Here is a 13,846-nt window from a genome sequence, read left to right on the forward strand (position 1 = left end):
ACGCCCGGTTACATTCCGAACCCGGAAGCTAAGCCTTTCAGCGCCGATGGTACTGCAGGGGGGACCCTGTGGGAGAGTAGGACGCCGCCGAACAATCATTGTGGGAAAGCCCCGCACCTTCTGGTGCGGGGCTTTTCTGCGTTCTGGGCACGGATGTTCTCCTGTAGGGTCAGGGGGCATCGTTCATACGTTTCCCAGTGGAGGCCCCCGGGTGGAGGTCCAGGAGACACGGGTCCAGACGGACCGAATCCTCACCATTCCGAACATCCTGAGCATGGCCCGCCTCGTCGGCGTGCCCGTGTTCCTCTGGCTCATTCTGACCAAAGAGGACGGCTGGGCGCTCTTCGTGCTCATGCTCAGCGGAGTGAGTGACTACCTCGACGGAAAGCTCGCCCGGCGCTGGAACCAGATCAGCAACCTCGGCCGGCTGCTCGACCCGGCCGCGGACCGGCTGTACATCGTGTCCACGCTCATCGGCCTCACCTGGCGGGAGATCCTGCCGCTGTGGCTCACCGCGGCACTCTTCGCACGCGAGGCGATGCTGGCCGTGATGGTGCTCATCCTGCGCCGCCACGGCTATCCGCCGCCCCAGGTGAACTTCCTCGGGAAGGCGGCCACCTTCAACCTCATGTACGCCTTCCCGTTGCTGCTCCTGAGTGATGGCAGCGGATGGCTCGCGTGGACCGCGTCCATTTTCGGATGGGCGTTCGCCGGATGGGGTACAACCCTCTATTGGTGGGCAGGGATCCTTTACGTGGTTCAGGTCCGCCGCCTGGTCAAGGCGGACGCCACGGCCGATTGAGCCCGTCTCGAAGTCAGCGAGGACTCGAGGCGCCGTCTGGCCGGGTGGGGTCTGATCGGCTGGACCGTCGTCTCTTCAAGGAGGACCGCTCCGACATGAAGGCCGTCGTGATGGCCGGCGGCGAAGGCACCCGCCTTCGCCCCATGACCTCGAGCATGCCCAAGCCGCTCCTGCCGGTGGCTAACCGACCGATCATGGAGCACGTGCTCAGGCTGCTCAAACGCCACGGGCTCAGCGAGACCGTGGTCACCGTCCAGTTCCTGGCTTCCCTGGTCAAGAACTACTTCGGTGACGGCGAGGAGCTCGGCATGGAGCTCACGTACGCCAACGAAGAAAAGCCGCTCGGCACCGCCGGCAGCGTCAAGAACGCCGAGGAAGCCCTCAAGGACGACGCGTTCGTGGTGATCTCCGGTGACGCGCTCACCGATTTCGACCTGACGGACCTCATCCGCTTCCACAAGGAAAAGGGCGCCCTGGTCACGGTGTGCCTGACGCGGGTGCCCAATCCCCTCGAATTCGGCATCACCATCGTCGACGAAGAGGGCAAGGTCGAGCGCTTCCTGGAGAAGCCGACGTGGGGCCAGGTGTTCTCGGACACCGTGAACACCGGCATCTACGTCATGGAGCCCGAGGTCTTCAACTACGTCCAGCCCGACGTCCCGGTGGACTGGTCCGGCGACGTCTTCCCGCAGCTCATGAAGGAAGGCCGGCCGATCTACGGCTACGTGGCCGAGGGCTACTGGGAGGACGTGGGCACCCACGAGAGCTACGTGAAGGCCCAGGCCGACGTGCTCGAGGGCCGGGTCGAGGTCGAGATGGACGGCTTCGAGATCTCCCCGGGCGTCTGGGTCGCCGAGGGCGCCGAGGTGCACCCCGACGCCGTGCTGCGCGGCCCGCTCTACATCGGCGACTACGCCAAGGTCGAGGCCGGGGTCGAGATCCGCGAGCACACGGTCGTCGGCTCCAACGTGGTCGTCAAGAGCGGTGCCTTCCTGCACCGGGCCGTGGTCCACGACAACGTGTACATCGGCCAGCACAGCAACCTGCGCGGCTGCGTGATCGGCAAGAACACCGACATCATGCGGGCCGCCCGGATCGAGGACGGCGCCGTCATCGGCGACGAGTGCCTGGTGGGCGAGGAGTCCATCATCCAGGGCAACGTCCGCGTCTACCCCTTCAAGACGATCGAGGCCGGCGCCTTCGTCAACACCTCCGTCATCTGGGAGTCCCGGGGCCAGGCGCACCTCTTCGGAGCCCGTGGCGTCTCCGGGATCCTGAACGTGGAGATCACCCCCGAGCTGGCGGTGCGGCTGGCCGGGGCGTACGCGACCACGCTCAAGAAGGGGGCGACCGTCACCACGGCGCGCGACCACTCCCGCGGCGCGCGCGCCCTCAAGCGCGCCGTGATCTCGGCGCTGCAGGCCAGTGCGATCGACGTGCGCGACCTGGAGAACGTCCCGCTGCCGGTGGCCCGGCAACAGACCGCGCGCGGCAGCGCCGGCGGGATCATGCTCCGGACCAGTCCCGGGGTGCCGGACTCCGTCGACATCATGTTCTTCGACGAGCGGGGCGCGGACCTCTCGGCGGCCGGGCAGCGCAAGCTGGACCGGGTCTACGCGCGCCAGGAGTACCGGCGGGCGTTCCCGGGTGAGATCGGCGACCTGCAGTTCCCCTCCAGCGTCTTCGACTCGTACACCGGGTCGCTGCTGCGCCGGGTGAACATCACGGGGATCGCGGAGTCCGGGCTGAAGGTCGTGGTCGACGCCTCGAACGGCAGCGCCGGCCTGGTGCTGCCCAGCCTGCTGGGCCGGCTCGGGGTGGACGCGCTGACGATCAACCCGGGTCTCGACGAGGCGCGGCCCACCGAGACCGCCGAGTCCCGGCGCTCGGGCCTGGTGCGGCTGGGCGAGATGGTCGCCTCGGCGCGGGCCGCGTTCGGGGTCCGCTTCGACCCGGTCGGCGAGCGGATCTCGCTGGTCGACGAGCGGGGCCGGATCATCGAGGACGACCGGGCGCTGCTGGTGATGCTGGACCTGGTGGCGGCCGAGCGGCGCAGCGGCAAGGTGGCGCTGCCGGTGACCACCACGCGCATCGCGGAGCAGGTGGCGGCGTACCACGGCACGCAGGTCGAGTGGACGACCACCTCGCCCGACGACCTGACCCGGGTGGGCCGGGCGGAGACCACCATCTTCGGCGGTGACGGGCGGGGCGGGCTGATCGTGCCCGAGTTCAGCAGTGTCTTCGACGGGGCGGCGGCCTTCGTGCGGCTGATCGGTCTGGTGGCGCGGACGCAGCTCACGGTGAGCCAGATCGATGCGCGGATACCGCGAGCCCATGTCCTCAAGCGCGACCTGGCCACGCCCTGGGCGGTGAAGGGCCTGGTCATGCGCCGGGTCGTGGAGGCGGCCGGGCAGCGCACGGTGGACACGACGGACGGTGTCCGGGTGGTCGAGGCGGACGGGCGCTGGGCGCTGGTGCTGCCGGACCCGGCGGAGGCCGTGACGCACCTGTGGGCCGAGGGGCCCGACGACGCCTCGGCGCAGGCGCTGCTGGACGAGTGGTCGGCCGTCGTCGAGGGCGCCGGCCGGTAGGTGCCGCGGGCGGGCCGGGACGGCGGTGGGTGCCGTCCCGGCCCGCGTTGCGGGTGCATTCGGTGTCGGCGCGTACGACGTGCGACGATGTGCCGCATGTCGCAGCCGCCCCCCCACCGGAGCTCGGCCCCCGGGCCCTCGCGTCCGGACGCGTCCATGTCGCTGCTGACGCACGTGATGGACCACAGCCTGGACGAGGGATACGCCGAGGCGTCGGCCCGCCGGGCGGCCGAGGGCACCACGGGACTGCCCCGGACGCTGAAGGCGAAGCTCGGGCTGGCGGCCGGCCTGGTGCTGGCCGCGATGGTCGTCACCCTGGGTGCCGCGCAGGCGCGGATATCGGCTCCGGTGATCGCCAAGGAGCGCGAGGAGCTGATCAGCCGGGTCGATGCGGCCACGGCCAAGGCCGACGGCCTGGAGAAGGACATCGAGGGGCTGCGCGCCGAGGTGGCCGGCCGGCAGCGGGAGGCGCTCAAGCAGCACGGCGGTGACCAGGGCGAACTGGTCGCGCTGCTGTCGGGGGCGACCGAGGTGCACGGTCCGGGCCTGAAGCTGACGGTGGACGACGCCAAGGGCGCCGTGGACCAGAGTGGCGGGGGTCCCCGGGAGAGCAGCGGCTTCTCGGACACCGGGCGGGTCCGGGACCGGGACATGCAGCGGATCGTCAACGGCCTGTGGCAGGCCGGGGCGGAGGCCGTGTCGATCAACGGGCAGCGGCTGACCTCGCTGTCGGCGATCCGCGCGGCGGGTGACGCGATACTGGTCGACAACCGGCCGCTGGTGCCCCCGTACGAGGTGCTGGCGGTGGGGGACAAGAACCGGCTGAGCACGGACTTCCAGGACAGCGTGGACGGCCAGTACCTGCACGTGTTGCAGGAGAACTACGGGATCCGCTTCAGCGTCTCCAAGGAGGACGACGTACGGCTGCCGGCCGCGTCGAGCCTGATCGTACGTACCGCAGAACCGAAGAAGGGTGCATCGTGATCGCCGTACTGGGCCTCGTGGTGGGCGTGGTGGTCGGACTTCTGGTCCGGCCCGAGGTGCCGGCCGTGGTCGAGCCCTACCTTCCGATCGCCGTCGTGGCCGCGCTGGACGCGGTGTTCGGCGGTCTGCGGGCGATGCTCGACGGGATCTTCGTGGACAAGGTCTTCGTGGTGTCGTTCCTGTCGAACGTGGTGGTGGCCGCGCTGATCGTCTTCCTCGGTGACAAGCTCGGCGTGGGCGCCCAGTTGTCGACGGGTGTGGTGGTCGTGCTCGGCATCCGCATCTTCTCCAACGCGGCGGCCATCCGCCGGCACGTCTTCCGGGCGTGAGGCCGATGAGCGAGAACACCGCCCCGCAGGGGCCCGAGGACGGCGTGCCCGTCCCGCCGCCGGCACCGGAGCAGCAGACCGGGCGGCAGCGGCTGGCCGCGGGGCTGTGGCCGCCGCGGGTGACCCGTGCGCAACTGGTCGTGGCGCTGCTGCTGTTCGTGCTGGGGCTGGGGCTGGCCATCCAGGTGCGGTCCAACAGCGACTCGAACGCGCTGCGCGGGGCCCGTCAGGAGGACCTGGTCCGCATCCTCGACGAACTCGACGGCCGGACGAAGCGGCTGGAGGACGAGAAGCAGCGGCTGGACGACCAGAAGCGGGAGCTGGAGACCAGCTCGGACCAGGCCGAGGAGGCCCGCAAGCAGACCGTGGAGAAGGAGCGCCAACTGGGCATCCTGGCGGGCTCGGTCGCGGCGGAGGGGCCCGGGATCACGCTGCGGGTCGGTGACGCCAAGCACCTCGTGGAGCCCGACATGCTGCTGGACGCGGTCCAGGAGCTGCGGGCGGCCGGGGCCGAGGCGATCCAGGTCAACGGCGTGCGGGTGGTCGCCGACACGTACTTCGCCGATGCGGACGGCGGGATCTCCGTCGACGGTCGGAAGATCACACAGCCTTATGAGTTCAAGGTCATCGGCAAGCCGCAGGACCTGGAGCCGGCGTTGAACATCCCGGGAGGGGTCATCCAGACCCTGGAGAAGGAGCAGGCCACCGCATCCGTGGAGCAGTCGGCGAAGATCGTCGTCGACGCCTTGCGGGCGGCGAAGCAGCCTGACTACGCTCGGTCGTCATCGTCGTGAGGCGGGGCGCAGTGTGGTGCGGCCCACGTGGGCGGAGGCTTGCGGGGGGTCGGCGCACCGATCGGGTGGTGCGTGGTGGAAACTGTCTGGTGGTTGCGGACGTTGTGAGAATGTCCGGGTCGGCAGGTGTGTGCATTCAGGGTTCGTCCTGCCCCACGGGCGGGTCTGTTTCGGTCAAGGGGAATCGCCCGTGAAGTTGTTTGAGAAGTTGTTCGGCAAGAAGGCGCGTGAGGACAGCGGCAACAAGCACCGCGCCGCGCGTCACGGTGACGCGGAGCAGCAGGGCGATCGCCCGCTGTTCCGTGACGAGGTCGCGGGGTCCGGTGACATTCCGGGCGCGCCGGGCGCGTCGTCCGTTGACCCGGCAGGGTCCGGACGCATAGGTTTCGGTGAACCATCAACCTCAAGTGCGGGTGGAGGGTTTGCCCCCGATCCGTACGCCACCCATGCCTCCGCGGGGCAGCCGCGGCGCGAGGAGCCGTCCATGTTGGTGTGCGGCAGGTGCGGGCACCGCAATGGCGAGGACAGCCGTTTCTGCTCGAACTGCGGCGCACCGCTGCGGCCGGGTCTGACGCCGGAGCGTGCCTCGGAGACCACGTCGACCATCTCGATCTCGGGCCTGGAGGCCTACGAGGCGGAGATGACCGGCCAGCACGCCCTGCCGTCCCTGTCTCCCGAGGCCCAGGCCGCGGTGGACGCCCTGCCGGCGGGCTCGGCCCTGCTGATCGTGCGGCGCGGGCCGAACTCGGGCAGCCGCTTCCTCCTGGACGGCGAGCTGACCACGGCCGGACGGCACCCGCAGAGCGACATCTTCCTGGACGACGTCACGGTCTCCCGGCGGCACGTCGAGTTCCGCAGGGGCCAGGACGGCCGCTTCACGGTCTCGGACGTCGGCAGCCTGAACGGCACGTACGTCAACCGGGAGCCGATCGACTCGGTCGTGCTCACCGCCGGTGACGAGGTGCAGATCGGCAAGTACCGGCTGGTCTTCTACGCGTCCCAGCGAGGCATCTGACCTTCCCCCGGACGGGTCCGGGGGGAGCGACCCCCAGGGAAGGTCCATGCTGCGTACACCGACGGGCGGTGCCGGAAACGGCACCGCCGGCTCGGCCGGGCGGCTGTTGAGCATCGGTTCGGTGCTCAACCAGCTGCGGGACGAGTTTCCCGAAGTGACCATTTCGAAGATCCGGTTCCTGGAGGCCGAGGGGCTTGTCGAGCCCCGGCGCACGCCGTCCGGGTACCGCAAGTTCAGCCCCGACGACGTGACGCGACTGGCCCGCATCCTGCGGCTGCAGCGCGACCACTACCTGCCGCTGAAGGTGATCCGCGAGCAGCTGGACGCCGCGGACCGGGGCGAGCCGGTCAGGATTCCCGCGCCCTCGCCGCAGGGCGATGCCGTGCTCGGGGTGATCGACGGCGGTGCGGACCGGCCCACGGTGGCCAGGGTCGGCCGTGCGGAGCTGCTGGCGGCGGCCGAGGTGGACGAGGCCCAGCTCGCCGAGTGGGAGTCGTACGGCCTGTTGGCCGAGTCGGCCGACGGCGGTTTCGAGGCGGAGGCGCTGACCGTCGCCAAACTCGTGGCCGACCTGGGCCGATTCGGTGTGGAGCCGCGGCACCTGCGGGCCATGAAGGCGGCCGCGGAGCGGGAGGCGGGCCTGGTGGAGCAGGTGGTGGCACCGTTGCGCCGGCACCGCAACCCGCAGACCAGGGCGCACGCCGAAGCGACCATGAAAGAGCTCGCCGGGCTGTCCGTGCGGCTGCACGGAGCCCTGGTGGAGAGCGCCCTCGGGGTGCGGCTGCACTGACCCGGGGGGTGCCCGACTACCCAAACCCGCACGGCAGGTCCTAGGGTTGCTGTGTGAACGAGCTCGACGTTGTGGGTGTCCGGGTGGAAATGCCCTCCAACCAACCGATCGTGCTCCTGCGTGAAGTGGGAGGCGACCGGTACCTTCCCATCTGGATCGGTCCGGGAGAGGCGACCGCGATCGCCTTCGCACAGCAGGGCATGGCCCCGCCGCGGCCGCTGACCCATGACCTCTTCAAGGACGTCCTGGACGCCTTGGGCGAGGAGCTGAGCGAGGTCCGGATCACGGACCTGCGGGAGGGCGTCTTCTACGCGGAGCTCGTCTTCGCCAGCGGCGTGGAGGTGAGCGCGCGGCCGTCCGACGCCATAGCGCTGGCGCTGCGCACGGGGACGCCGATCTACGGCAGCGACGGCGTGCTGGACGACGCCGGCATCGCGATTCCGGACGAGCAGGAGGACGAGGTGGAGAAGTTCCGGGAGTTCCTGGACCAGATCTCCCCGGAGGACTTCGGCACGGGGAGCGGCTGAGGCGCCGGGAGCGGCTGAGAAGCGCTCCATGGTTGCTCAAGGCATTCGAGTAGCCTTTCCCGCGGAGAGGTACGCGAAACCACTCTCAGGGTGATTATCACTCGGCGTGCCGAGTGTGGCGATCGTTGACGCACCCCTGGTGACTGCCTACCGTCGAGTTGGGCAGGTCAAGGACGGAGGGTCGGCGTGAGAATCAGCGGCGACGGTACGACCGGGGGCACCCCCGCGCGGAGTGCGGGGGACAGCGGGCCGTACCCGCTCTACGGCGGCGCGGTGGGCTCCGCGCGCCGGCAGGAACCCGCAGTGGTCAACGAGGACCCGGCGTCGGAGGGGATCGGATACCGGGGGCCGACGGCCTGTGCCGCGGCCGGTATCACGTACCGGCAGCTGGACTACTGGGCGCGGACCGGGCTCGTGGAGCCGAGCGTGCGTCCGGCCTACGGATCGGGCACCCAGCGGCTCTACAGCTTCCGGGACGTCGTCGTCCTGAAGATCGTCAAGCGCTTCCTGGACACCGGGGTGGCGCTGCAGAACATCCGCACCGCCGTCCAGCACCTGCGCGCCCGGGGCTTCTCCGACCTGGACCGGATGACGCTGATGAGCGACGGCGCGACCGTCTACGAGTGCACCTCCCCGGACGAGGTCGTGGGACTGCTCCAGGGCGGTCAGGGCGTCTTCGGGATCGCGGTGGGCGTGGTCTGGCGGGACGTGGAGCACGCCCTGTCCCAGCTGCACGGCGAGCGGGTGGACACCGGCGAGACCCTGGTCGGCCACAACCCGGCCGACGAGCTGGCCCGCCGCCGCAACCGGGCGGTCTGAGCCCCGGGGCCGGCCCCCGGGCCGCCCCGGAGGGTCTTGCGGGGCGTTGTCAGTGGCGTGAGGCAGCATCAGCGTCGTGAGAGCCGCACCGACCATCCTGCATCTGGACATGGACGCCTTCTTCGCCGCCGCGGAGCAGGCGTCCAAGCCCAGCCTGCGCGGGAAGCCGGTGATCGTCGGGGGGCTGGGGCCGCGCGGGGTGGTGGCCACGGCCTCGTACGAGGCGCGGCGGTTCGGGGTGCATTCGGCGATGCCGACGGCGCAGGCCCGGCGGCTGTGCCCGAACGGCGCGTACCTCTACCCGCGCTTCCACCTCTACCGGTCGGTCAGCGACCAGGTCATGGAGCTGTTGCGGGGGCTGTCGCCGCTGGTGGAGCCGCTGAGCCTGGACGAGGCGTTCGTGGACCTGGAGGCCGGCGGGGTGGCCTTCGACGAGGCCGGGGCGCGGGCGGCCGGGGAGCGGCTGCGGGCGGACATCCGGGCGGTGACGGGGCTGAGCGGGTCGGTGGGGCTGGCCGGGTCGAAGATGCTCGCCAAGATCGCCTCCGAGGAGGCCAAGCCGGACGGGCTGGTGCTGATACCCCCGGGGACCGAGCGGGAGCTGCTGGCACCGATGCCGGTGCGCACCCTGCCGGGCGTGGGGCCGGCCACGGGGGAGCACCTGCGGCGGGCCGGGATGACCACGGTGGGGGAGCTGGCCGAGGCGGGCGAGGACGAGCTGGTGCGGCTGCTGGGCCGGGCGCACGGGGTCGCGCTGTACCGCATGGCGCTGGGCCGGGACGACCGCGCGGTGGTCGCGGAGCGGGACGCGAAGTCGGTGTCGGTGGAGGACACCTTCGACGTGGACCTGCACGACCGGGTGCGGATCCGGTACGAGGTCCAGCGGCTGGCGGACCGGTGCGTGCAGCGGCTGCGCGGCTCGGGGCACTCGGGGCGGACCATCGTGCTGAAGGTGCGGCGGTTCGACTTCTCGACGCTGACCCGCTCCGAGACGCTGCGGGGGCCCACGGACGACCCTGCGGTGGTGCGGGAGGCGGCCGGGCGGCTGCTGGACGCGGTGGACACCACCGGCGGGGTGCGGCTGCTGGGGGTGGGCGTCTCCGGGCTGGCCGACTACACCCAGGAGGACCTGTTCGCGCAGTTCGCCGAGGCCTCGGCGGAGGGCGCGGCCGGGGAGCCGGGGGCGCCCCCGGAAGGCCTTGCGCCGGGTCCGGGCGGGGCCGAGGGGCCGGTGGCGGCGGCCGAGGAGGAGCCGGCGCCGGAGCGGCGCTGGCCGGCCGGCAGCGACGTCCGGCACAGCGAGTACGGCGCGGGCTGGGTGCAGGGCAGCGGGGTGGGGCGGGTGACCGTCCGGTTCGAGGAGCCCGGCTCGGCGCAGCCGGGCCGGGTGCGTACGTTCAAGGTCGACGATCCGGAGCTGGTGCCGTCCGACCCGCTGCCGCTGGTGGATCCGGGGCGGCCGGCTCAGGCCCCGTCGTCGCCGGCGAGCCGGCCGAAGTCGCGGTCGGGGGCGGCGGCGGAGACCTCGCCGGGCAGTGAGACGTCCAGTCCGTAGTGGTGGTAGAGCTGGAGTTCCTGCTCGGGGGAGAGGTGCCGGCCGACGCCGAAGTCGGGGGCGTCCTTGATCAGGGAGCGTTCGAAGGGCACCCGCAGGGTGTCGCCCACGACCTCGCTGGGCTCCAGGGGGACGAAGGCGTCCCGGCTGAAGAGACCGGTGCGGACGGCGGCCCATTCCGGCTCGCCCGTGGCGTCGTCGAGGTACACCTCGTCCACGGTCCCGATCTTGGTGCCATTGCGGTCGAACGCCTTGCGGCCGATCAGGCTGCGCGGATCGATGTCGGTCTGCACGGTCCCTCCATTTGGTCGCAACTCCTCCGTAAAGACTACAAAAGTGCATATTCGGAGAGGGGGCCACTCGAGGGAGGTCCCAGGAACCTCGCTGGTAGTCTGGTTTCCGGCTGTTGACCCCGCGCGGGAGAGTCCTCCGATCCAGTTCACCGGAGGCGCCGAAGGAGCAAATCCTCCCCGGAATCTCTCAGGCAGACGTACCGCACGGATGAGGCCACTCTGGAAAGCAGGGCGGGCGTCGGACCGGTGTGCCGGAACCCCTCCTCACCGACGGTGAAAGCCGGCATGCCCTCTTCGGGGTCTGCCGGTGAAGCTCTCAGGTTGAGATGACAGAGGGGGAGGCCGTTCGGGTGCCCGCGCCGTGGTACCCCTCGCAGGTCGTCAGACCAGGAGGCCTCCGCCCATGACCGCCAGTCGTCTTCCGCTCTCCCACCTGGAGCGCGGCATCCCCTTCGAGCAGCGCCACATCGGCCCCGACGCCGAGGCCCAGGCCAAGATGCTCGCCCAGGTCGGCTACGGCTCGCTCGACGAGCTCACGGCGGCCGCTGTGCCGGACGTGATCAAGAGCGCCGAGGCGCTGAACCTCCCCGGTGCCCGCACCGAGGCCGAGGTGCTGGCCGAGCTCCGCTCCCTCGCCGCCCGCAACGAGGTGCTGGCGCCGATGATCGGCCTCGGCTACTACGGCACCTTCACCCCGCCGGTGATCCTGCGCAACGTCATGGAGAACCCCTCCTGGTACACCGCGTACACGCCGTACCAGCCGGAGATCTCCCAGGGCCGGCTGGAAGCGCTGATCAACTTCCAGACCGTGGTCGCCGACCTGACCGGGCTGCCGACCTCCGGCGCCTCCCTCCTGGACGAGGGCACCGCCGCGGCCGAGGCCATGACGCTGGCCCGCCGCGTGGGCAAGGTCAAGGGCGGGGTCTTCCTCGTCGACGCCGACGCGCTGCCGCAGACCATCGCGGTGATCGAGACCCGCGCCGAGCCGACCGGTGTCGAGGTCGTCGTCGCCGACCTCTCCGCGGGCATCCCGGCCGAGATCGCCGAGCGCGGCGTCTTCGGCGTGCTGCTCCAGTACCCGGGCGCCTCCGGTGCGGTCCGCGACATCAAGCCGGTCATCGAGCAGGCGCACGGCCTGGGTGCGATCGTCACCGTCGCCGCCGACCTGCTGGCCCTGACCCTGCTGGCCTCGCCGGGCTCCCTCGGCGCGGACATCGCCGTCGGCACCACCCAGCGCTTCGGCGTCCCGATGGGCTTCGGCGGCCCGCACGCCGGTTACATGGCCGTCCAGGAGAAGCACGCCCGCTCGCTGCCCGGCCGCCTGGTCGGCGTGTCCGTGGACGCGGACGGCAACAAGGCCTACCGCCTGGCGCTGCAGACCCGCGAGCAGCACATCCGCCGCGAGAAGGCCACCAGCAACATCTGCACCGCGCAGGTGCTGCTGGCCGTGATGGCCGGCATGTACGCCGTCTACCACGGCCCGGACGGCCTGCGCCAGATCGCCCAGCGCACCCACCGCTACGCCACCCTGCTGGCCGCGGGCCTGACGGCGGCCGGTGTGGAGCTGGTGCACGGCAGCTACTTCGACACCCTCACCGCGCGCGTCCCCGGCCGCGCCGCCGAGGTCGTCGCCGCCGCCCGCCAGGGCGGGGTCAACCTGTACCTCGTCGACGCCGACCACGTCTCGATGTCCTGTGACGAGACCACCGGCCGCGAGCAGCTGGCCGCGGTCTGGGCCGCCTTCGGCGCCGAGGCCGACCTCGAGGCGCTGGACGCCGCCACCGGCGACGCCCTGCCGCAGGCGCTGCTGCGCACCGACGGCTACCTGACCCACCCGGTCTTCCACCAGCACCGCTCCGAGACCGCGATGCTGCGCTACCTGCGCAAGCTCGCGGACCGCGACTACGCGCTGGACCGGGGCATGATCCCGCTGGGCTCCTGCACGATGAAGCTCAACGCCACCACCGAGATGGAGTCGGTCACCTGGCCCGAGTTCGGCCAGCTGCACCCCTTCGCGCCGATCGACCAGGCCCAGGGCTACGCCACGCTCATCAACGAGCTGGAGGAACGTCTCTGCGAGGTCACCGGCTACGACAAGGTCTCGATCCAGCCCAACGCCGGCTCCCAGGGCGAGCTGGCCGGCCTGCTGGCCGTGCGCGCCTACCACCGCGCCAACGGCGACGAGCAGCGCACCATCTGCCTGATCCCGTCCTCCGCGCACGGCACCAACGCCGCCAGCGCCGTGATGGCCGGCATGAAGGTGGTCGTGGTCAAGACCGCCGACGACGGCGAGGTGGACACGGACGACCTGCGCGCCAAGATCGAGCAGTACCGCGACGAGCTCGCGGTACTGATGATCACCTACCCGTCCACGCACGGTGTGTTCGAGGAGCACGTCGCCGACATCTGCGCCCAGGTGCACGAGGCCGGCGGCCAGGTCTACGTCGACGGCGCCAACCTGAACGCCCTGGTCGGCCTGGCCAAGCCGGGTCACTTCGGCGGCGACGTCTCGCACCTGAACCTGCACAAGACCTTCTGCATCCCGCACGGCGGCGGCGGCCCGGGCGTCGGCCCGGTCGGCGTCCGCGCGCACCTCGCGCCGTACCTGCCGAACCACCCGCTGCAGCCCACCGCCGGCCCGGCCACCGGTGTCGGCCCGATCTCGGCCGCCCCCTGGGGCTCCGCCGGCATCCTGCCGATCTCCTGGTCGTACGTGCGGCTGATGGGCGGCGAGGGCCTCAAGCGCGCCACCCAGGTCGCGGTGCTCGGCGCCAACTACATCGCCAAGCGCCTGGAGCCGCACTACCCGGTGCTCTACACCGGCCCGGGCGACCTGGTCGCGCACGAGTGCATCATCGACCTGCGTCCGCTCTCGAAGGAGACCGGCGTCAGCGTCGACGACATCGCCAAGCGCCTGATCGACTACGGCTTCCACGCGCCGACCATGTCCTTCCCGGTGGCCGGCACGCTGATGATCGAGCCCACCGAGTCCGAGGACCTGTACGAGCTGGACCGCTTCTGCGACGCGATGATCGCGATCCGCGGCGAGGTCGAGCGGGTCGCCGGCGGCGAGTGGCCGGCCGACGACAACCCGCTGCACAACGCCCCGCACACCGCGGCGGCGCTGGGCGGCGAGTGGAACCACCCGTACACCCGTGACGAGGCGGTCTTCCCGGCCGGCGTCTCCCCGGCGGACAAGTACTGGCCGCCGGTGCGCCGGATCGACGGCGCCTTCGGCGACCGCAACCTGGTCTGCTCCTGCCCGCCGCTGGACGAGTACGACAACTGACCGCTGCCGCCCGGCGGGCGGTGGACGACGTAAGGGGCCGGCCCGGAGATTCCTCTCC

Annotated in this window: 12 protein-coding genes, 1 rRNA gene and 1 riboswitch; of the genes, 12 read left to right on the forward strand and 1 reads right to left on the reverse strand. The window is 71.2% G+C overall.

What is annotated here, in order from left to right:
• From rrf to AB0O40_RS02000, 11 genes are all read left to right on the forward strand, one after another.
• Positions 1–93 (forward strand): 5S ribosomal RNA (gene rrf / locus AB0O40_RS01950); the annotation flags it as partial.
• Between the two features lie 118 nt (positions 94–211).
• Positions 212–802, forward strand: coding sequence for a CDP-alcohol phosphatidyltransferase family protein (locus AB0O40_RS01955; protein ID WP_365034620.1), 591 nt, complete (start codon positions 212–214; stop codon positions 800–802).
• A gap of 95 nt (positions 803–897) precedes the next feature.
• Positions 898–3,393 (forward strand): mannose-1-phosphate guanyltransferase, encoded by a 2,496-nt coding sequence (locus AB0O40_RS01960; RefSeq protein ID WP_365034622.1) that lies wholly within the window; start codon positions 898–900, stop codon positions 3,391–3,393.
• Positions 3,394–3,480: 87 nt separating this feature from the next.
• Positions 3,481–4,377 (forward strand): DUF881 domain-containing protein, encoded by an 897-nt coding sequence (locus AB0O40_RS01965; RefSeq protein ID WP_365034624.1) that lies wholly within the window; start codon positions 3,481–3,483, stop codon positions 4,375–4,377.
• A complete protein-coding gene (locus AB0O40_RS01970; protein WP_003970459.1) occupies positions 4,374–4,706 on the forward strand; it encodes a small basic family protein in 333 nt (110 codons plus the stop codon). Before AB0O40_RS01965 ends, AB0O40_RS01970 begins: the two co-directional genes overlap by 4 nt.
• A gap of 5 nt (positions 4,707–4,711) precedes the next feature.
• Positions 4,712–5,500, forward strand: coding sequence for a DUF881 domain-containing protein (locus AB0O40_RS01975; RefSeq protein ID WP_365034626.1), 789 nt, complete (start codon positions 4,712–4,714; stop codon positions 5,498–5,500).
• An 82-nt stretch (positions 5,501–5,582) separates the two neighbouring features.
• Positions 5,583–6,515 (forward strand): FHA domain-containing protein, encoded by a 933-nt coding sequence (locus AB0O40_RS01980; RefSeq protein WP_365034899.1) that lies wholly within the window; start codon positions 5,583–5,585, stop codon positions 6,513–6,515.
• 46 nt (positions 6,516–6,561) lie between these two features.
• Positions 6,562–7,305, forward strand: coding sequence for a MerR family transcriptional regulator (locus tag AB0O40_RS01985; protein ID WP_365034627.1), 744 nt, complete (start codon positions 6,562–6,564; stop codon positions 7,303–7,305).
• A 53-nt stretch (positions 7,306–7,358) separates the two neighbouring features.
• Entirely contained in the window at positions 7,359–7,832 is a 474-nt protein-coding gene (locus tag AB0O40_RS01990) for a bifunctional nuclease family protein (protein ID WP_365034629.1), read from the forward strand.
• A 186-nt stretch (positions 7,833–8,018) separates the two neighbouring features.
• Positions 8,019–8,651 carry a MerR family transcriptional regulator gene (locus AB0O40_RS01995; protein ID WP_365034631.1) on the forward strand — a complete coding sequence of 211 codons (633 nt, stop codon included), beginning with the start codon at positions 8,019–8,021 and terminating at the stop codon, positions 8,649–8,651.
• Positions 8,652–8,727: 76 nt separating this feature from the next.
• Positions 8,728–10,206, forward strand: a complete 1,479-nt coding sequence (locus AB0O40_RS02000) for a DNA polymerase IV (RefSeq protein WP_365034633.1) — start codon at positions 8,728–8,730, stop codon at positions 10,204–10,206.
• Here AB0O40_RS02000 and AB0O40_RS02005 read toward each other — a convergent pair.
• Positions 10,116–10,499, reverse strand: a complete 384-nt coding sequence (locus AB0O40_RS02005) for a PRC-barrel domain-containing protein (RefSeq protein WP_365034635.1) — start codon at positions 10,497–10,499, stop codon at positions 10,116–10,118. The genes AB0O40_RS02000 and AB0O40_RS02005 overlap by 91 nt on opposite strands.
• Before the next feature lie 114 nt (positions 10,500–10,613).
• Positions 10,614–10,712: riboswitch (glycine riboswitch) on the forward strand.
• A 190-nt stretch (positions 10,713–10,902) separates the two neighbouring features.
• On the opposite strand from AB0O40_RS02005, the gene gcvP reads away from it, so the two are divergent.
• Positions 10,903–13,788, forward strand: a complete 2,886-nt coding sequence (gene gcvP / locus AB0O40_RS02010) for an aminomethyl-transferring glycine dehydrogenase (RefSeq protein WP_365034637.1) — start codon at positions 10,903–10,905, stop codon at positions 13,786–13,788.
• Positions 13,789–13,846: the final 58 nt, after the last annotated feature.

Source organism: Streptomyces sp. NPDC089919, assembly GCF_040684615.1.
GTDB lineage: Bacteria > Actinomycetota > Actinomycetes > Streptomycetales > Streptomycetaceae > Streptomyces.

Coding starts and splice junctions, on each gene's coding strand:
- AB0O40_RS01960 (WP_365034622.1), top strand. CDS start 898: ATGAAGGCCGTCGTGATGGCCGGCGGCGAAGGCACCCGCCTTCGCCCC.
- AB0O40_RS01965 (WP_365034624.1), top strand. CDS start 3,481: ATGTGCCGCATGTCGCAGCCGCCCCCCCACCGGAGCTCGGCCCCCGGG.
- AB0O40_RS01975 (WP_365034626.1), top strand. CDS start 4,712: ATGAGCGAGAACACCGCCCCGCAGGGGCCCGAGGACGGCGTGCCCGTC.
- AB0O40_RS01985 (WP_365034627.1), top strand. CDS start 6,562: ATGCTGCGTACACCGACGGGCGGTGCCGGAAACGGCACCGCCGGCTCG.
- gcvP (WP_365034637.1), top strand. CDS start 10,903: ATGACCGCCAGTCGTCTTCCGCTCTCCCACCTGGAGCGCGGCATCCCC.